At 67.3% G+C, this 18,347-nt stretch carries 15 protein-coding genes; 11 read left to right on the top strand and 4 right to left on the bottom strand.

Annotation, left to right across the window (positions count from 1 at the left end; all coding sequences use genetic code 11):
• Position 1: 1 nt before the first annotated feature.
• The 8 genes from AC6EUH_RS16485 to AC6EUH_RS16450 all read left to right on the top strand — a co-directional run bounded on the left by AC6EUH_RS16485 (position 2) and on the right by AC6EUH_RS16450 (position 9,311).
• Positions 2–757, top strand: coding sequence for a YebC/PmpR family DNA-binding transcriptional regulator (locus tag AC6EUH_RS16485; RefSeq protein WP_056429657.1), 756 nt, complete (start codon positions 2–4; stop codon positions 755–757).
• Positions 754–1,341 carry a crossover junction endodeoxyribonuclease RuvC gene (gene ruvC / locus AC6EUH_RS16480; protein ID WP_056429655.1) on the top strand — a complete coding sequence of 196 codons (588 nt, stop codon included), beginning with the start codon at positions 754–756 and terminating at the stop codon, positions 1,339–1,341. The genes AC6EUH_RS16485 and ruvC overlap by 4 nt, the downstream gene beginning before the upstream one ends.
• Positions 1,342–1,444: 103 nt before the next feature.
• On the top strand, positions 1,445–2,092 hold the full coding sequence (gene ruvA, locus AC6EUH_RS16475) for a Holliday junction branch migration protein RuvA (protein WP_056429653.1): 648 nt from the start codon (positions 1,445–1,447) through the stop codon (positions 2,090–2,092).
• The gene (gene ruvB / locus AC6EUH_RS16470; RefSeq protein ID WP_056429650.1) at positions 2,085–3,197 is read left to right on the top strand and encodes a Holliday junction branch migration DNA helicase RuvB; all 1,113 of its coding nucleotides are present in this window, start codon (positions 2,085–2,087) and stop codon (positions 3,195–3,197) included. Before ruvA ends, ruvB begins: the two co-directional genes overlap by 8 nt.
• A 234-nt stretch (positions 3,198–3,431) precedes the next feature.
• Entirely contained in the window at positions 3,432–3,848 is a 417-nt protein-coding gene (gene yajC / locus AC6EUH_RS16465; RefSeq protein WP_056430020.1) for a preprotein translocase subunit YajC, read from the top strand.
• A 108-nt stretch (positions 3,849–3,956) separates the two neighbouring features.
• The gene (gene secD / locus AC6EUH_RS16460; protein ID WP_056429648.1) at positions 3,957–5,723 is read left to right on the top strand and encodes a protein translocase subunit SecD; all 1,767 of its coding nucleotides are present in this window, start codon (positions 3,957–3,959) and stop codon (positions 5,721–5,723) included.
• Entirely contained in the window at positions 5,724–6,746 is a 1,023-nt protein-coding gene (gene secF, locus AC6EUH_RS16455) for a protein translocase subunit SecF (protein ID WP_056429646.1), read from the top strand.
• A gap of 171 nt (positions 6,747–6,917) precedes the next feature.
• A complete protein-coding gene (locus tag AC6EUH_RS16450) occupies positions 6,918–9,311 on the top strand; it encodes a RelA/SpoT family protein (RefSeq protein ID WP_056429644.1) in 2,394 nt (797 codons plus the stop codon).
• Between the two features lie 30 nt (positions 9,312–9,341).
• Here AC6EUH_RS16450 and AC6EUH_RS16445 read toward each other — a convergent pair whose 3' ends face one another.
• The 3 genes from AC6EUH_RS16445 to AC6EUH_RS16435 all read right to left on the bottom strand — a co-directional run bounded on the left by AC6EUH_RS16445 (position 9,342) and on the right by AC6EUH_RS16435 (position 12,769).
• Positions 9,342–9,854 carry a hypothetical protein gene (locus AC6EUH_RS16445; RefSeq protein ID WP_499739316.1) on the bottom strand — a complete coding sequence of 171 codons (513 nt, stop codon included), beginning with the start codon at positions 9,852–9,854 and terminating at the stop codon, positions 9,342–9,344.
• Between the two features lie 283 nt (positions 9,855–10,137).
• On the bottom strand, positions 10,138–11,631 hold the full coding sequence (locus tag AC6EUH_RS16440; protein ID WP_499739352.1) for a DUF349 domain-containing protein: 1,494 nt from the start codon (positions 11,629–11,631) through the stop codon (positions 10,138–10,140).
• A 334-nt stretch (positions 11,632–11,965) separates the two neighbouring features.
• A complete protein-coding gene (locus AC6EUH_RS16435; RefSeq protein WP_499739315.1) occupies positions 11,966–12,769 on the bottom strand; it encodes a peptidylprolyl isomerase in 804 nt (267 codons plus the stop codon).
• Positions 12,770–13,026: 257 nt separating this feature from the next.
• Between AC6EUH_RS16435 and hisS the strand changes: the two genes are divergently transcribed.
• Positions 13,027–14,397, top strand: coding sequence for a histidine--tRNA ligase (gene hisS / locus AC6EUH_RS16430; protein ID WP_499739351.1), 1,371 nt, complete (start codon positions 13,027–13,029; stop codon positions 14,395–14,397).
• A 15-nt stretch (positions 14,398–14,412) separates the two neighbouring features.
• Here hisS and AC6EUH_RS16425 read toward each other — a convergent pair whose 3' ends face one another.
• Positions 14,413–15,726, bottom strand: a complete 1,314-nt coding sequence (locus AC6EUH_RS16425; protein ID WP_499739314.1) for an APC family permease — start codon at positions 15,724–15,726, stop codon at positions 14,413–14,415.
• Positions 15,727–15,833: 107 nt separating this feature from the next.
• Here AC6EUH_RS16425 and aspS point away from each other — a divergent pair, with 107 nt between their 5' ends.
• Positions 15,834–17,630, top strand: a complete 1,797-nt coding sequence (aspS, locus tag AC6EUH_RS16420; protein WP_499739313.1) for an aspartate--tRNA ligase — start codon at positions 15,834–15,836, stop codon at positions 17,628–17,630.
• Positions 17,631–17,726: 96 nt separating this feature from the next.
• On the top strand, positions 17,727–18,347 hold a 621-nt coding region (locus AC6EUH_RS16415; protein WP_499739312.1), incomplete at its 3' end, for a GNAT family N-acetyltransferase, cg3035/Rv0428c family.

Raw genomic sequence — 18,347 nt, 5'->3', positions numbered from 1 at the left:
CATGTCAGGCCACTCCAAATGGGCGACGACCAAGCATAAAAAGGCCATCCTCGATAGCCGCCGGGCCAAGTCGTTCGCCAAGCTGATCAAGAACATCGAAGTCGCCGCACGCATGGGCGGACCGGACCTCGCCGGCAACCCGAGCCTGGAACTCGCCGTCACCAAGGCCAAGAAGACCTCGGTCCCCGCTGACAACATCGACCGCGCCATCAAGCGCGGCGCCGGCCTCACCGGCGAAGTGGTGGACTACACCGAGATCATGTACGAATGCCGCGGACCGCAGGGCTCGGCACTGCTCATCGAATGCCTTACGGACAACAAGAACCGGGCAGCCTCCGAAGTGCGTCTCGCCATCTCACGCAACGGCGGAACCATCGCCGATCCTGGTTCGGTCAGCTACCTCTTCTCCCGCAAGGGCGTTGTCTCGCTGCCGAAGAACGGCCTGAGCGAAGACGACGTCCTGATGGCCGTCCTGGACGCCGGGGCCGAGGAAGTCAAAGACAACGGCGAAACCTTCGAGATCCACTCTGAACCGACCGACCTGCAGGCCATCCGCGATGCGCTCAAGGAAGCCGGTATCGACTACGACACCGACGAGGCCGAGTTTGTCCCGTCCATGGAAGTGCCGCTGGATCTCGACGCCGCCAAGAAGTTCATGAAGCTTGTTGACGCCCTCGAGGAACTCGACGACGTGCAGAACGTCTACAGCAACGCCGACCTCAGCGACGAAGTGCAGGCCGCACTGGAAGCGGAGTGACACTTCGCGTCCTCGGCGTCGATCCGGGCCTCACCCGCTGCGGGATCGGCGTCGTGGACGTTGAGAAGAACCGCCGCGCCACCATGGTGGCCTTCGGCGTCGTCGGGACGTCCCCGGAGGAAAGCCTGGACCAGCGCCTGCTGGTCATCGCCACCTCCATCGACGACTGGCTGGACCGGTACGAACCCCACGTCCTCGCCGTCGAACGCGTCTTCTCGCAGCTCAACGTCAGCACCGTGATGGGCGTTGCCCAGGCGTCCGGCGTAGTGATCGCCGCCGCCGCGCGTCGCGGCATCCCCGTGGCGCTGCACACCCCTTCCGAGGTCAAGGCTGCCGTTACCGGCAGCGGAACATCCAACAAGGACGCCGTCACCAAACTGGTCACCAAGATCCTCCGGCTCGATGCCCCGCCGAGGCCGGCAGACGCCGCCGACGCCCTGGCGCTTGCCATCACCCACGCCTGGCGGGCGGGCAGCGGCACCTCCAACAAGGCTGCAGTCACCACCGGCCCCGGCAGCCACTCACTGACTCCGGCCCAGCGGGCGTGGGCCGACGCGGAGGCCAAAGCGCGCCGCACACGCTGAATATCCGGCTGTGCGGCCGCGCGGCTTGGTAGGGTATTCGTAGATATGTTCGGATAGCCGGGTCTTCCCGGCTGAAATGAGCTGTAACCCCAGGAGCCCGGCTTTGATCAGTTTTCTTCGCGGAACCGTAGCGCACGTCGGCCTGTCCAGCGCCGTGATCGACCTCAACGGCGCCGGCATGAGCGTGAACGCCACGCCGCAGACCCTCAGCAGCCTCCGCGTCGGGGAGGAGGGGAAGCTCTTCACCTCCCTGATCGTGCGGGAGGACTCCCTTACCTTGTTCGGGTTCGGCAGCGACGACGAACGCGAAGTCTTCGACGTCCTGCTGAGCGTCAGCGGTGTTGGCCCCCGCCTCGCGCTGGCGGTCCTGGCCGTGCACGAGCCCGAAGCGATCCGCGTCGCCGCGCACTCGGGCGACGGCAAGGCTTTCACCAAGGTCCCCGGCATCGGGCCCAAGGTCGCCGGCCGGATTGTGCTGGAACTGGCCGGCAAGCTGGTGCCGCACGGCACGGCTGCCGGAACAGCTGCTCCCGCCGCATCCGCTGAAGCGGTCTGGAAACCGCAGGTCGTTGCGGCCATGACCAGCCTGGGCTGGTCCGAAAAAGATGCCACGTCCAGCATTGACAAGTCCCTGTCGGACTCGCCCGAGCTGGCCGAGAAGGGCAACGTGGCTGAGATCCTGCGCGCCACCCTCCGCTGGCTGGGGCAGGACGGTGCCCGCGCCGGGAACAGGATAGGCGCCCGTGGCTGAGCCGTCCCTGGTCGGCGGGGGAGAGGAGCCGGAGGAACGGGTTATTGAAGCCGCGCTCCGGCCCAAAAACCTGCACGATTTTGTGGGCCAGCACCGGGTCCGCAAGCAGCTTTCCCTCGTCCTGGAGGCCTCCCGCATGCGCGGCCGGAGCGCCGACCACGTCCTGCTCTCCGGGCCGCCCGGGCTGGGCAAAACGACGCTGTCCATGATCATTGCCGCAGAGATGAACGCCCCGCTGCGGATCAGCAGTGGACCCGCCATCCAGCACGCGGGGGATCTGGCAGCCATCCTGTCCTCGCTCTCCGAGGGTGAGGTCCTCTTCCTCGACGAGATCCACCGGATGTCCCGGCCGGCCGAGGAAATGCTCTACATGGCGATGGAGGACTTCCGGGTCGATATCGTGGTCGGGAAGGGCGCCGGTGCGACCGCCATCCCCCTGGAACTCCCGCCGTTCACGCTGGTCGGCGCCACGACCCGTGCCGGCCTGCTGCCCGGTCCGCTGCGGGACCGGTTCGGCTTCACCGGACACCTGGAGTTCTATTCGGTCGCCGAACTGGAACTCGTATTGCGGCGCTCCGCGGGCCTCCTGGACCTCAAGGTCAACTCCGCCGGGTTCAGCGAAATCGCGGGGCGGTCCCGGGGCACACCCCGCATCGCCAACCGCCTTTTGCGCCGCGTCCGCGACTGGGCACTGGTGCACGGGATCGAGCAGATCGATGCCCGGGCAGCCTCCGCTGCGCTGGACATGTATGAGGTGGACAAGCGCGGCCTCGACCGGCTGGACCGTGCCGTCCTCGAGGCCCTCATCACCAAATTCGGCGGCGGACCCGTTGGGCTGTCCACCTTGGCAATCGCCGTCGGCGAAGAGACCGAAACCGTGGAAACCGTCGCCGAGCCGTACCTCGTCAGGGAGGGACTGCTGGGACGCACGCCGCGTGGCCGGATCGCACTCGCCCCGGCCTGGACGCACCTCGGCTTCGCGGTGCCGCCCGGAGTGTTCGCGCAGGACCCGCTGGAGCTCTTCCAGCCCGGGGAAGACGGCCTGGATGCGGACGGCGTGCTGGGCCGGGAGTCGGATCCGGAATGGATCCGTAATGGTCAATAGCACCGCTCCGTGACGTTTTCCCTTTAGACTGGTATGACGCTCGGCACGTTCGGGTCTTTGTTTCTGTGCGCGGCCGGCATCCGGCCGCCGTCGGCGCGGCCTGAGTGCCTGCCAGCCCGAAGCGAAGCGGACGTTGCTGTATAACCAGCTACGCAAGTACAGAACGGAACTATTCCTGTGTTCGGACTTATTTCTGCCCAGACCCAGCCGCAGGCCGGCGGCGGCATCGACATCATGACCATCCTGCTGTTCGCCATGCTCGGCGTCTTCGTCTTCATGATGTTCCGCCGCAACAAGAAGACCCAGCAGCAGCAGGTACAGCTCCAGTCGAAGTTTGCTCCGGGTGTCGAGGTCATGACGAGTTTTGGCCTGTTCGGCCGGATTGTCGAGATTAACGACGACGAGAACAAGGTCCTCCTTGAGCTGTCCCCGGGCAACACCGCCACGGTGCACCGCCAGGCCGTCACCAAGATCGTCGAGCCGGTCGTCGCCGCTGACGAGCCCACGGTGGTCCCCAACGACGCATCCTCGCTGACCGCCGACAAGTCCGGCACCGCCGAAAACGCTGTCACCGTCAACGATGCGCCGCGCGACGAGACGCCGGAAGAAACCCTGCGCCGCCTCAACGACGAAGGCAAGAAAGACAGCTAGTCTGCCTGTTTGAGCTATCCCGCGAAGTAATGGTTGCGGGCAACCGCCGGAGCGGCCCCTCTCTGGGCCCCACCGGCGGTTCCTCCGTAAATAATAGAAAGATCGACAATGGCACGAACTGGCCCCAAAAACTCAGCCCTCAGGGTGCTGGTCTGGCTCGGCGTTATCCTCGCCGTCATGACCGCTGTCCTGGCAGGCGGCACGATGGCCGGCCAGGCGAGCTGGGCTCCCAAGCTTGCCCTGGACCTTGAAGGCGGCACCCAGATGATCCTGGCGCCCAAGGTTGAGGGCGGTTCGGACATCAACGAAGAACAGCTCAACCAGGCCGTGGCGATCATCCGCCAGCGCGTGGACGGCTCCGGCGTCGCGGAAGCTGAGATCAGCACGCAGTCCGGACGCAACGTCGTGGTCAGCCTGCCTGGCACCCCGTCCAAGGAAACCCGCGCGCTGATCCAGGCGTCCGCGGACATGAACTTCCGGCCTGTGCTGCAGGCCGGTCCGGGCGCAGCGGTCCCGAAGGAGTCCCTGACCCCCGCAGACCAGCTCCCCAAGCCCACCGCCGAGCCCACCAACGGCAGCGACGTCAACTGGATCACCCCGGAGGTCTACAAGAAGTTCGAGACGCTCGACTGTGATAATCCGTCCCAGGATAAGCAGGAACGCTCCGACCCGGCGAAGCCGCTGGTGACCTGCGAGCCTGCTTCAGAGGGCCGGCCGGCGATCAAATACATCCTCGGCCCGGTGGAGGTCAAGGGCTCGAACATCAAGACCTCCTCTTTCCAGCTGCAGCGCGGCGCCCAGGGGGCCGTCACCAATGAGTGGGCCGTCGACATCCAGTTCGACGACGAAGGCACCACCAAGTTCAAGACCGTCACCGAGCGGCTGAACAAGTTCTATGTCGAGGCCGGGGGCGAAACCGGTTCGGATCCGAAATCGCAGTTCGCCATTGTCCTGGACGACCAGGTCATTTCGGCCCCGAGGTCCCAGGCTGTCATTACCGATGGCCGGCCGCAGATTACCGGCGGATTCACGGAGCAGTCGGCGAAGGCCCTGTCCGACCAGCTCCGCTTCGGTGCCCTGCCGATCAGCTTCGAGATCCAGAGCGAACAGCAGATTTCCGCCACCCTCGGTGGCGAGCAGCTCCGCATGGGCCTGCTCGCCGGCCTGATCGGCCTGCTGCTGGTGGTGGTGTACTCCCTGTTCCAGTACCGGGCACTTGGCCTGGTCACCGTCGCTTCCCTCGTCGTGGCCGGTGCGCTGACGTTCCTGGCCATCGACATCCTGGGCTGGACCGAGAACTACCGGCTCTCCCTCGCCGGCGTCGCGGGCATCATCGTGGCCATCGGCCAGACCGCGGACTCGTTCATCGTCTACTTCGAACGTATCCGCGATGAGCTCCGTGAAGGCCGCGGCCTTGTCTCGGCAGTCGAGAACGGCTGGAAGCGCGCAAAGCGCACGGTCCTCGCCTCCAAGGCGGTCAACCTGCTGGCCGCCGTCGTGCTGTACTTCGTGGCGGTGGGCAACGTCCGCGGCTTCGCGTTCACCCTCGGCCTGACAGCCCTCGCCGACCTGCTTGTGGTCTTCATGTTCACGCATCCGACCCTGCAGCTGCTGGCCCGCACCAAGTTCTTCGGTGAAGGCCACCGGCTCTCCGGGCTGGACCCGAAGAGTCTCGGCGCCGTCCCCCTGTACCGGGGCGCGGGCCGGTTCCGCACTCCTGCGGACAAGCCGGCCCAGGTGGCCGCGCTCCGCGCCAAGAACACCGGCGCCACGGCTGAGGCCGAACGCCGGATGACCATTGCAGAACGGCGGCTCGCGGAACGGCAGGAACAACTTGCCGGTTCCTCCAAGAGCGCGTCCAAGGAGGGCAACTAAATGGCCACCAGCTTCGCCAATTTCGGCAACGAGCTCTACACGGGCAAGCGCTCGTACGACTTCGTCGGCTCCAAGAAAATCTGGTTCCTGATCGCGGCCGTCCTGGTTGCGCTCTCGATCCTGCTGCCGGTCGCCAAGGGCGGCTTCAACCTTGGCATCGAATTCCGTGGCGGTTCGGAATTCACCGTCTCCAACGTGAAGTCCACGGACGCCGCGCTCGGTGAGAAGGCCGTCGAGGACGTTGTCGCCGGCAGCGTGCCGCGGGTGGCCAACGTCGCCGGCAACACGATGCGGATCCAGACGGACAAGCTCACCGAAGACGAGACGCTCCAGATCAAGGAGGGCCTCACCAAGGCCTACGGCGTGACGGACAACGAGGTGACGTCCACCTTCATCGGCCCCACCTGGGGTGCCGACGTCACGAAGCAGGCCCTCCTGGGCCTGGCGATCTTCGTCGGACTCGCCGCCGTGATGATGGCCCTGTACTTCCGGACCTGGAAGATGTCGCTCTCGGCCATCGTCGGCATGCTGGTGACGATGTTCATCACCGCCGGTGTCTACGCCCTCAGCGATTTTGAAGTCACGCCGTCGGCGATCATCGGTTTCCTGACCGTGTTGAGCTACTCGCTGTATGACACCGTGGTGGTTTTCGACAAAATCCGAGAGAACACAGCGGACCTGCAGGCCTCCACGCGCAGGACCTTCGGTGAGGAAGTCAACCTGGCTGTCAACCAGACCCTGGTCCGGTCCATCAACACCATGATGGTCGCCATCCTCCCGGTCGGTGCCATTCTGTTCATCGGTGCCGGCCTGCTGGGAGCGGGAACGCTGCGTGACCTATCGCTGGCGTTGTTCGTCGGCATCCTGATCGGCACGGCGGCAACGATCTTCATCGCTGCTCCGCTTTACGCCTGGCTGCGCCAGGGCGAACCGGAACTGGTCAAGCAGGCCGAACGCGTGCACCAGCGCCGTGCCCAGGCCGCGGCCAAGACCGACTCCCCGGCGGAGCCGGCCACGGCCTAGCTTCAGGGTTCCGCCGGACCAGCGGCCGCCGGAGTCCTAGCCGGCTGTTTGAACGGGCCGGAGAACGTCATGATGACGCTCTCCGGCCCGTCGCCGTACCGCCGCCGGTTATCGAAGTATCCTGCTGCGGGAATACACTGGAAGAATTAACGGGTTCGGAGAGGTGCTCCATTGGAAGAACGTTCGACGCCGGTGCCATCAGCACCGGTGGATAAGGCTCCAGGCCAGGGTACGCAGACTGGTGTGGTGGCTCCCGGACGCGCCGATCCGCCGGTTCCCGTGGACAGTTCTGGCGCACGCGCCACGTTCCCCGGCCGGCGTGAACGCACCCGTTCACGGCTTGCCCGACTGACCGGCCGTGGTGCCCCCGCGTATTCCCCCATCCTCGAACCGCTGCTGCGCACGGTCCGGGCCAACAACCCGAAAGAGGACTTCGACCTCATCCAGCGTGCCTTCGTTGTGGCGGAGCGCTGCCACCGTGGCCAGAAGCGCAAGAGCGGGGATCCGTACATCACCCACCCGGTGGCGGTCGCCACCATCCTGGCCGAACTGGGACTCAGTGGCACCACCCTGGCAGCGGCGCTCCTGCACGATACCGTCGAGGACACCTCCTACACCCTCGATGACCTGAAGGCCGAGTTCGGGCCGGAGGTCGCCATGCTGGTGGACGGTGTCACCAAGCTCGACAAGGTCAGTTTCGGCGAGGCCGCACAGTCTGAGACCGTCCGCAAGATGGTCGTGGCCATGGCCAAGGACATCCGCGTCCTGATGATCAAGCTTGCCGACCGGCTGCACAACGCCAGGACCTGGCGCTTTGTCTCGGCCGAGTCGTCGGCGCGCAAGGCCCGGGAGACCCTGGAAATCTTCGCCCCGCTGGCGCACCGGCTCGGCATGAACACGATCAAATGGGAACTGGAAGACCTTTCCTTCGCGGCGCTGTACCCGAAGGTGTACGAGGAAATCGTGCGGATGGTGGGGGACCGGACCCCCGAGCGCGAGAAGAGCCTCGCGGTGATCCGCAACCAGATCACCGAGGACCTTCGGGACGCCAAGATCAAGGCCACCATCACGGGCCGGCCGAAGCACTATTATTCCATCTACCAGAAGATGATCGTCCGCGATAAAGATTTTGACGACATCAACGACCTGATGGGCGTCCGGGTCCTGGTCGATTCCGTCCGGGACTGCTACGCGGCCCTGGGCGCCATGCATTCGCGCTGGAACCCCCTCCCGGGGCGGTTCAAGGACTACATCGCGATGCCCAAGTTCAATATGTACCAGTCGCTGCACACCACGGTGATCGGCCCGGGCGGCAAGCCCGTGGAGATCCAGATCCGCACCCATGAGATGCACCGCCGCGCCGAATACGGCGTCGCCGCGCACTGGAAGTACAAGGACCAGCCGAACCGCACGGCCGCCGGACCGGGAAGCCCGCGCGACGGCGACATGGGCTGGCTCCGCTCCCTCGTGGACTGGCAACAGGAAACCTCCGACCCCGGCGAGTTCCTGGACTCCCTGCGCTTTGAAATCAACGCCCGGGAAGTGTTCGTCTTCACGCCCAAGGGCGAGGTCATGGCTCTGCCGGCCGGGTCCACGCCCGTGGACTTCGCCTATGCGGTCCACACCGAAGTGGGCCACCGGACCATCGGTGCCCGCGTCAACGGCAAGCTGGTTCCCCTCAACAGCGAGCTCAACCACGGCGACTGGGTGGAGATCTTCACCTCCAAGGCCGAGGGTGCCGGGCCCAGCCAGGACTGGCAGCATTTCGTCAAGAGCGCGCGGGCCCGCAACAAGATCCGGCAGTGGTTCAGCAAGGAACGCCGCGAAGAGTCGATCGACCGCGGCAAGGATCTGCTGACCAAGGCCATGCGTAAGCAGAATCTGCCGCTGCAGCGGCTGATGACGCATGACGCCCTCGCCGCGATCGCCGAGGACTTCAAATACGTCGACATTTCCGGTCTCTATGCCGGCGTGGGCGACGGGCACACCTCCGCCCAGTCCGTGATGGAACGGCTTGTGGAGAGCCTCGGCGGCAATGACACGCCCGAGGACGACCTCACCGAGGTGTCCATTCCGACCCAGGTCACCAAGGCCCGGTATTCCGATTCCGGCGTCGTGGTCCGCGGCGTGGATGACGTCTGGGTGAAACTCGCCCGCTGCTGCACCCCGGTGCCGCCGGACCCTATCCTGGGGTTTGTCACCCGCGGCTCCGGCGTCTCCGTGCACCGGACGGACTGCACGAACGTCAGCGGACTGCTGGAGCAGCCGGACCGGATCGTCGAGGTCGAGTGGGCACCCACACAGTCGAGCGTCTTCCTGGTCGAAATCCAGGTCGAAGCGCTCGACCGTAAATCCCTGCTCTCCGATGTGACACGGATCCTTTCCGAGAACCACGTCAACATCCTGGCGGCCAGCGTGCACACGTCCACGGACCGCGTGGCGATCTCCAAGTTCGCCTTCGAGATGGGCGACCCCAAGTACTTGAGCCACGTGCTCAGCGCCGTCCGCCGCATCGACGGCGTCTTCGACGTGTACCGCACTACCGGCAACCGACGGCGCAGCTGAGCATTTCCTCGGCCCCGGGTCCGCCCGCGCCTAGGGGCCCGGGCCTGCCTGGAGGCGGTCCAGTTTCGCCACTGCCGCTCTCTTGTGCGGCATCCTGGGGGTTGCCTCAACGGCGATCCGGAGCAGCCGCAACTGCAGGCCCAGCTCGGGCTTGCCCAGGAGCGCCCGCAGGGCGGGTACGGCCCGTTCCGCCTCCACGTGCACGGCGATGTCCACGGCGGTCCGCAGCGGACTGGAGACCATCAGCCCGCCCAGGCTCACGACGTCAAACGGGCCCAGCCGCACCTCATGGAACGTGCAGCCCCGGGTGGACCTGAGGCTGGAAATCCGCCGGTTGGCGTCCACCAGCAGGGCCAGGCGGTCAGGTTCGGCGGCGCAGCCGAAGATCCAGGCCGCCGTCATCCTTCCTGCGACGACCCGTTGCCGGATGGCCGGACGAATGAGGACGGCGGCGGCGCGGGCCCGGAGCTGAGGGGTGGCCCTGGTGCCCGGCGGGAGGTAGCCGCGCTGGTACAGCTGGACCAGCACACCGTCGGACGCCATGGCCTGAAGCTCAGGCCAAGTGAACAGCATCCCGGGGGAGTACAGCTCACCCGGGGCCGCCCCGGACTGGCGCGGGCCTGAGAGCGGCACACCGGACGGCGGCGGGCCAGGCAGCGGCGAACCAGGATGCGGCAAAGCAGGCACGTGCGGGGCGGGCGGGGGCGGGCCGTGAACTATGACCATCCAGCCATCCTGTCCCGATCAGAAGACAGCAAACAGGCCCCGTCCCGATCATGTGGATAACCGGTGCGGGGCCTGCGAAAGGCAGCTTGGTGCGTGGTGGCTAGGAGAGCTCGCTCGCTGACTTCTCGAGCTGTTCCAGCCAGGCCTCACGGGCCTCGAGGGCTTCCTTGGCGGCCTTGATCTTACGCTCGTCGCCCGCCTTCTCGGCCTTGGCCAGGTCATCGCGGAGTCCGGCGATGGCCGATTCCAGCTGCGTCAGCGCGCTGTTGGTGCGTGCCTTCGTCTCCGGGTTGGACCGCTTCCAGTTCTCGTCCTCGGCATGGCGTACGGCGTCTTCGACCTTCCGCAGCCCGGCTTCGACGCGCCCCATGTCGGCGCGGGGAACCTTGCCGGCTTCTTCCCAGCGGTCGCGGATGGACTGGAGCGCCTTCTTGGCGGCCGCGAGGTCCTTGATGGGAAGCAGTTCGTTGGCTTCTGCCAGAAGGGCCTCCTTGACCACCAGGTTTGCGCCGTATTCCTGGTCGATCTCGTCGTTGGCGGCCTGGCGGTGGGTGAAGAAGACGTCCTGTGCCGCGCGGAAGCGGGCCCACAGGGCATCGTCGTCCTTGCGGCTGGCACGCGGTGATGCCTTCCACTGGTCCATCAGGCGGCGGTATTCGCCCGCGGCAAAGCCCCAGTCGGTCGACGTCGAGAGTGCTTCCGCCTCGGCGATCAGCTTTTCCTTGGCAGCCTTGGCTGCCGAGTTGTTGCTGTCCAGCTGGGAGAAGTACGCGCGGCGGTGCCGGTCAAAGACCGTACGGGCGGCACGGAAGCGCTTCCAGAGGGCGTCCTCGTTGCTGCGGCCCAGCCGGACGCCGCTCTTCTGTGCGGTCTTCCAGCTCTCGAACAGTTCGTTCATCCGGGCACTGGAGGTCTTCCACTGGATCTGGGCGGGGTCGTGGCCCGCGATCTCTTCAGCCTCGGAGACGATCGCTTCGCGGGCGGCCAGTTCGGCTGCCCGGACGGCGTCGTGTTCGGCTTTCTCGGCCTTTTCGAGCGCCGTGATCTGCTGGGAGAGGGTGTCCAGGCGTGCTTCGGCGGAGCGGAGATCGCCCACCATGTTGCGCTCCGCCAGCTGCTCGCGCAGGTGGGTGACCGTCTTCTGCATGTCCGTGGTGGGCGCCTTGGAGCTCACACGCTGTTCCAGCAGGACAATCTGCGCGACGACGTCGTCGTACTTCCGGGCGAAGTAGCCCAGGGCTTCATCGTCGCTGACTCCCGGGTACTGCCCGACGGGGTGCTCCTCGCCGTCCACGGTCAGGAACACGTGGCCGTCGCCTTCAACGCGGCCCCAGCGTGCGGCTTCGGCCAGCGACGCCGCGGAGGACACCGCAGCCGGTGCGGCGGCGGGGGCCGCCGGCGACGGCTTGGCCTTCGGCCGGGCCGCGAACGCTGCCGGTGACGGCGCGGGCCGGGATGCGGCGGGGGCCGCCGGAGCAGGGTCCTTTGCGGGGGTCGCTTCCTCGGCCGGGGCGGCGGCCTCAGCGGCGGCCGGAGCCGCAGGAGCAGCGTCCTCGGCGGCAGCCTCCGGTGCGGCGTCCGCCTCGGAAGCCACTTCCTCGGCGGGAGCCTCGGTCGCCTCGGCGGGAGCCTCGGGAGCTTCAGTCGCCTCGGGAGCCTCGGGCGTGGTCTCGGCGTCGGCCGCAGGGGCCTCCGTGGCCGGCCCGGTTACCGATTCCGGCACCGTGCTTGTGGGAGTGTCGGTCGCCTGAGCCGAGCCCTGTTCTGTGCTCTGTGCTGTGCTCTGTTCTGCGAACTCGGCCCCGGCTTCGGTCTCGTTGGCAGCTGCTGCTGACACTGTTTCGTCGGATTTCTGACTGTCTGTCACCGCTAGAAGTCTTTCGCTTGGAGGGAAATACCGGGGCCGTGGCCACAAGGGCACCGGCTGGTTACTTCAGAGAGAACGAGTCTATCGTGACTGGTTCCGCCGGTGCGCCGTCTGCGGGGTTATCACCCGGTTTTAGTCCGGCGGCCGCAATCTTGGTCACCACGTCCAGGCCGGAGGTCACCTTGCCCACCACGGTGTAGCCGCCGGCGGCGTCGGCCGGAATGACGGTGTCCTTGTAGACGATGAAGAATTGTGTGCCGTTGCCGTAGGCGTTGCCGCCGCTCCTGGCCACGGCGATGGTTCCGGCGGGGTAGTTGTTGTCCTGCGGCGTGTTTTCCAGCGGGCCCCAGGTGAAGCTCGGGTCGCTGCTGCCGTCGCCGGCCTTGGAGCCGCACTGCAGCACGCCGAACGTCTCGCCCGTGGTGAGTCGGTGGCAGCTGAGCCCGGCGTAGAATTTCTGGTCCGCGAGGGACTTGAAGACCGCCGCAGCCTGCGGTGCCGCGGTGCCGTCGAGCTCGACGCCGAGGGTGCCGCTGTTGAGCTTGAGCTCGCCGGTGAAGGTCTTGCCGGCCGCCGTCTCAGGCTTCGGGATGTTCTCGGCATTGCTCGTGGGTGTGGCCGACGGCGTAGCGGAGGGTGTGGTCAGCCCGGCCTGTGCGGCGGCATATTCGTCCTCGGTCGGATTGGACGAGAAAACCGTCAGCTGCAGCACCAGCGCCACGACAACCGCGGCCGTACCCGCGCCGACGGCGAGGACGTTGTCGCGCTTGCGGCGCTTGTCCTGTTCCTTGCGCAGCTCACGCTTCGCCTCCATCTGCTGGACGCGCCGCTTGGCTTCGCGGGCGCTCCGTGAACTGGCCGCCAAAAGTCCTCCTGGTGTCGGGCTGAAACCGCGGCGGCGCCAAGGCGCCGTCGAGGGTTCAGCGGTAAAGCTGCCGGCAGTCCGGCCATACCGGCCGCATTAGAAGTTGCGGGCGCGGAAAGCATAAACTGACTGCCGCACACAGTTTATGCATGACCGGCCTGTCTGCCGCCCATCTGATCGCCGTTTCGGACAGCCCGTTTCGGCCGCAGCGCGGGGCAGAAGCCTCCGGCCGGCTTTACCTGAGGAGAAAATCCACCATGGCACGCACCGCCTCCCTGTCCGGATTCCCCGAGTGGCTTCCCGAGGAGCGGCTGGTGGAGCTGCATGTGCTGGATACGCTGCGCCGGGTCTTCGAACTCCATGGCTTCTCCTCCATTGAGACCCGCGCCGTGGAAACGGTCGGGCAGCTGCTCCGCAAGGGCGAGATCGACAAAGAGGTGTACGGGCTCAGCCGGCTGCAGGAAGAGGACGGCAACGCCGCGGCGGACACTGCCAGCTCCGCATCGACAACATCCAAGGGCGATCCGCACGCCCTCGCCCTGCACTTCGACCTCACCGTGCCGTTCGCCCGGTACGTCGTCGAGAACGCCGGTTACCTGGCGTTCCCGTTCCGCCGCTACCAGATCCAGAAAGTCTGGCGCGGTGAGCGCCCCCAGGAGGGCCGTGCCCGCGAGTTCACCCAGGCCGACATCGACATTGTGGGCGACGGCGACCTGCCGTTCCGGTACGACGTCGAGATTGCGCTGGTCATCGCCGAGGCCCTGAGTGCCCTGCCGATCCCCGCGTTCCTGCTCCGGATCAACAACCGGAAGCTGGCCGAGGGCTTCTACAACGGCATCGGCCTCACCGACACCGCCGGGGTGCTGCGCAGCATCGACAAGCTTGAAAAGATCGGCCCGGCCAAGGTGGCCGAACTGCTCAAGTCCGAGCTCGGCGCCACGGATGAACAGGCCCGGTCCGCCCTCAACCTGGCCTCGATCCGCACCGAGGACACCTCGTTCGTGGAGCAGGTCCGCGCACTCGGAGTCAGCAACGAACTGCTTGAGGAGGGGCTGACCGAGCTGGAGCAGGTCATCGCAGCGGCCGTCCAGCGGGCGCCCGGCAAGGTGGTTGCGGACCTCAGCATTGCCCGCGGCCTGGACTACTACACCGGCACCGTGGTGGAAACCGTCCTGGTGGGCCACGAGCAGCTTGGCTCCATCTGCTCCGGCGGACGCTACGACGCCCTCGCCAGCAAGGGCAACCGCAAGTTCCCCGGCGTCGGGCTCTCCATTGGCGTGACCCGGCTGGTCTCCCGAATCCTCAGCCAGGACCTCGCCAAGGCAACACGCTCCGTGCCCACCGCCGTGCTGGTCGCGCTCACCAACGATGACAGCTGGGGCGCCGCGCAGGACGTCGCCGCGGCGCTGCGCAGCCGCGGGATCGCCACCGAGGTGGCGGCAAAGGCCGAGAAGTTCGGCAAGCAGATCAAGTTCGCGGACCGCCGCGGCATCCCCTTTGTCTGGTTCACCGACGACGACGGCAAGCACCAGGTCAAGGACATCCGCTCCGGCGAACAGGTCGACGCCGATCCCGCCACCTGGGCTCCGGCCGCGGAGGACCTGCACGTCCGGGTCCTCCAGGCCTAGGCGGCGCGGCGCCGGCTAAGCGGCAGCTTTCCGGAGCCGCAGCCGCAGCACGAGGAAGCGACCGGCCACCCCGACCGCCAGCACCGCCGCCATCACCAGGGCTGAGGCGGGCGGCAGGGTCACGGCCAGGACCAGGCAGCCGAGGAAACCCAGCACATTGAGCCAGCGCGGCGCATGCCAGGGCCGCGCGGTCAACGTGAAGGCGGCGGCATTCGTCACCGAGTAGTAAATCAGCACCCCGAAGCTGGAGAAGCCCACGACCGTCATCACATTCGTGCTCAGCAGCAGGAGAATAACGACGGCGGCGACGGCCAGTTCCGCGAGGAAGGGGACGGTGTGGGCGCCGCCCACCCGGGCCAGCGGGGACGGCAGGTCACGTTCCCGCGCCATCGCAAGGGAGGTCCGGCCCACACCCGTAATGAGGGCCAGGAGCGCGCCGAGGCACGCGGCCGCCGCCCCGGCCTGGACAAAGGGAACTCCGGCGCTGAGCTGCGAGACGGCCACCGCGTCCAGCAGCGGCGCCGTCGAGGTGGCCAGCTGCTGCGGCGGCAGGTGCCACTGCAGCAGCAGGGCCAGCCCTAGGTAGATCACGAAGGCCCCGGCCAGCGCTGCGAGGATGGCGCGCGGGATGGTGCGGGTGGGGTCCTTGACCTCTTCGCCCAGGGTGGCGATCCGGGCATAGCCGGCGAAGGCGAAAAACATCAGCCCGGCCGCCGGAAGGACGCCCCAGCCGCCGCCGGACACCGCCTGTGCCGCTGATGCCCCCGCCGCGGCGGGTGCGCCGTCCGGGTGCGGTCCCAGCAGTGACGCCACGGCGACGAACACGATCGTGGCGAGTACCGCGGCCAGCAGGATCCGGGTCAGCAGCGCCGTCCGGGTAATGCCGAGCAGGTTGACCCCGGTGAGGACCACAACGGCGGCCACCGCCAGCGGCGTGGCGTAGGCCGGTGCAACGTAGTGCCCGAACGTGAGCGCCATCGCCGCGCACGACGCCGTCTTGCCTGTCACGAAACCCCAGCCGGCAATGAACCCGGGCCATTCGCCCAGCCGGTTCCGCCCGTAGACGTAGGTGCCGCCGCTGGACGGATATTTGGCGGCCAGCTGGGCGGAGGCCACGGCGTTGCAGTACGCGATCAGGCCGGCCACGGCCACCGCCACGGCCAGCAGGGGCCCGGCCAGGGCCGCAGCCGGTGCGAAGACCACAAATACACCGGCGCCCAGCATCGAGCCCAGCCCGATCGCGGTCGAATCCAGGACGCCCAGCCGGCGCTGCAACTGCTGATGGTGGTGCTGGTCCGGGGACGGCCGGCTAGGACGGCGGCTTGCCATGGCGGGAGGTGCCTTTCGAACGGGTAAACTCGTACGGGATCGTTCCTGTAGCGATCCTATTGAACATGAGTTCTGATTTCCCTCTGTCTTCTTCAGAAAGGCGTGCTGTGCTGCGCACACATGACCTCGGATCCCTTCGCTCCGAGCACATTGGACAAACCGTAACCCTCGCCGGCTGGGTCGGCCGGCGTCGTGACCACGGTGGTGTCGCCTTCGTTGACCTGCGCGACGCGTCGGGCGTGTCCCAGGTGGTCGTCCGTGAAGAGGAAGTCTTCCACGGCCTGCGCAACGAGTACGTGCTGCAGATCGTCGGCACCGTCTCCCGGCGCCCGGAAGGCAACGAGAACCCGGCGCTGCCCAGTGGCGAGATCGAGGTCATGGCCGAGAAGGTCACCATCCTCAACACCTCGGATCCGCTGCCGTTCCAGATCGACGAGCACGTTGAGGTGGGCGAGGAAGCCCGCCTGAAGCACCGTTACCTGGACCTGCGCCGCCCCGGCCCCGCCCGCAACCTGCGCTTGCGCTCCGAGGCCAACCGGGTGGCCCGCGAGCTGTTGCACCAGGACGGCTACGTGGAGATCGAAACCCCCACGCTGACCCGTTCGACGCCGGAAGGCGCCCGCGACTTTGTGGTCCCCGCACGCCTGGCGCCGGGTTCCTGGTACGCGCTGCCGCAGTCCCCGCAGCTGTTCAAGCAGCTTCTGCAGGTGGGCGGCTTCGAGAAGTACTACCAGATCGCCCGCTGCTACCGCGACGAGGACTTCCGCGCGGACCGCCAGCCGGAATTCACCCAGCTCGACATCGAAGCCAGCTTCGTCGAGCAGGACGACATCATCCGTCTCGGCGAGAACATCGTCAAGGCACTCTGGAAGCTGATCGACGTCGAAATCCCGACGCCGATCCAGCGCATCACGTACCACGACGCCATGGCCCGTTACGGCTCGGACAAGCCGGACCTGCGCTTCGGCCAGGAGCTCACCGAGCTGACCGAATTCTTCAAGGACACGAACTTCGGCGTCTTCAAGGCCCCCTACGTCGGTGCCGTTGTTATGCCCGGCGGCGCCTCCCAGGCCCGCCGCGCCCTCGACGCCTGGCAGGAATGGGCCAAGCAGCGCGGCGCCAAGGGCCTGGCGTACGTCCTGTACAAGGAAGACGGCGAACTTGCCGGTCCCGTCGCCAAGAACCTGACCGACACCGAGCGTGCGGGTCTAGCCGACGCTGTCGGCGCCAAGCCCGGCGACTGCATCTTCTTCGCCGCCGGCGAGAAGACGCCGTCCCGCGCCCTCCTCGGCGCAGCCCGCGTGGAGATCGGCCACCGCACCGGCCTGATCAACCCCGCTGACTGGGCCTTCTGCTGGGTCGTGGACGCACCCATGTTCGAACCCGCCGCAGCTGCGGTGGCGTCCGGTGACGTGGCCGTCGGCGCCGGCAAGTGGACCGCCGTGCACCACGCGTTCACCTCACCCAAGCCCGAGTTCATGGACAGCTTCGACCAGGACCCCGAGTCGGCCCTGTCCTACGCCTACGACATCGTCTGCAACGGCAACGAAATCGGCGGCGGCTCCATCCGCATCCACGAGCGCGACGTGCAGGAACGGGTCTTCGAGCTCATGGGCCTGGACAAGGAAGACGCCCAGACCAAGTTCGGTTTCCTGCTGGAGGGCTTCAAGTTCGGCGCCCCTCCGCACGGCGGCATCGCCTTCGGCTGGGACCGTGTGGTGGCGCTGCTGGCCGGCGTTGAGTCCATCCGCGACGTCATCGCGTTCCCCAAGTCCGGCGGCGGCTTCGACCCCCTGACCCAGGCGCCCGCGCCGATCACGGCGCAGCAGCGCAAGGAAGCCGGGGTTGATTTCAAGCCCGAGGCCAAGAAGGCCGCGCCGCCGAAGGCTGACGACGCCAAGTAACCTGACGTGTTGATTAGCAGAGGCTCTCCGGGACACCGGGGAGCCTCTGCTGTCGGAGCAATTGCTGTCCCGGAAGCACGGGAGCGAGGGGGGCTTATGGAACCGGAACCGATCACCGGGCTTGAAGCGCTGATGGATGCCGCGTGGCCCGCCGCCGAGGCGGAAGAGTCCGGCGGCTGGGTGCTCCGCGCCGCCTCAGGGGTGACCCAGCGGGCCAACTCCGTGTGGCCGCGTGAACCTGGCCTCGATCCCCACGGGCTGCTCGCGAGGCTCAGGGAGGCGCGCCTCTGGTACCGGAACCGCCGGCTGCCGTTGATCTTCCAGGTGTTCGAGGACCCGCGCCACGCGGCGCTCAACGCCGTACTGGACGCGGAAGGCTTCACGCGGCAGTCCGAAACCCTGGTGCTGGCCCTCGACGGCGGCACGGATGCGCCGGCGGCTGACCCCGACGTCGAGATTTCGGCCGACCCCTCCGAAGAGTGGCTGCGGCTGTGGTGGAGCGTGGACGGCCGCGGCGACGATACCGCCCTTGCCGTCGCCCGCGGCATCCTGGAACGCTGCCCGGCCCTGTACGCCCTCGTGCGCGACGAGGACGGCCGGCCGGCCGCCGTCGGACGCCTTGCCGGGGGGGGGGGGGGGGGGGGGGGGGGGGGGGGGGGGGGGGGGGCGCGGGGCGCGCCCCCCCCCCCCGCCCCCCCCCCCCGCCGCGGGACGCGT

The sequence above is a fragment of the Arthrobacter sp. 001422645 genome, from assembly GCF_059816125.1.
The sequence above is the reverse complement of the archived record's forward strand: the minus strand, read 5'-3'. Positions and strand labels throughout refer to the sequence as shown.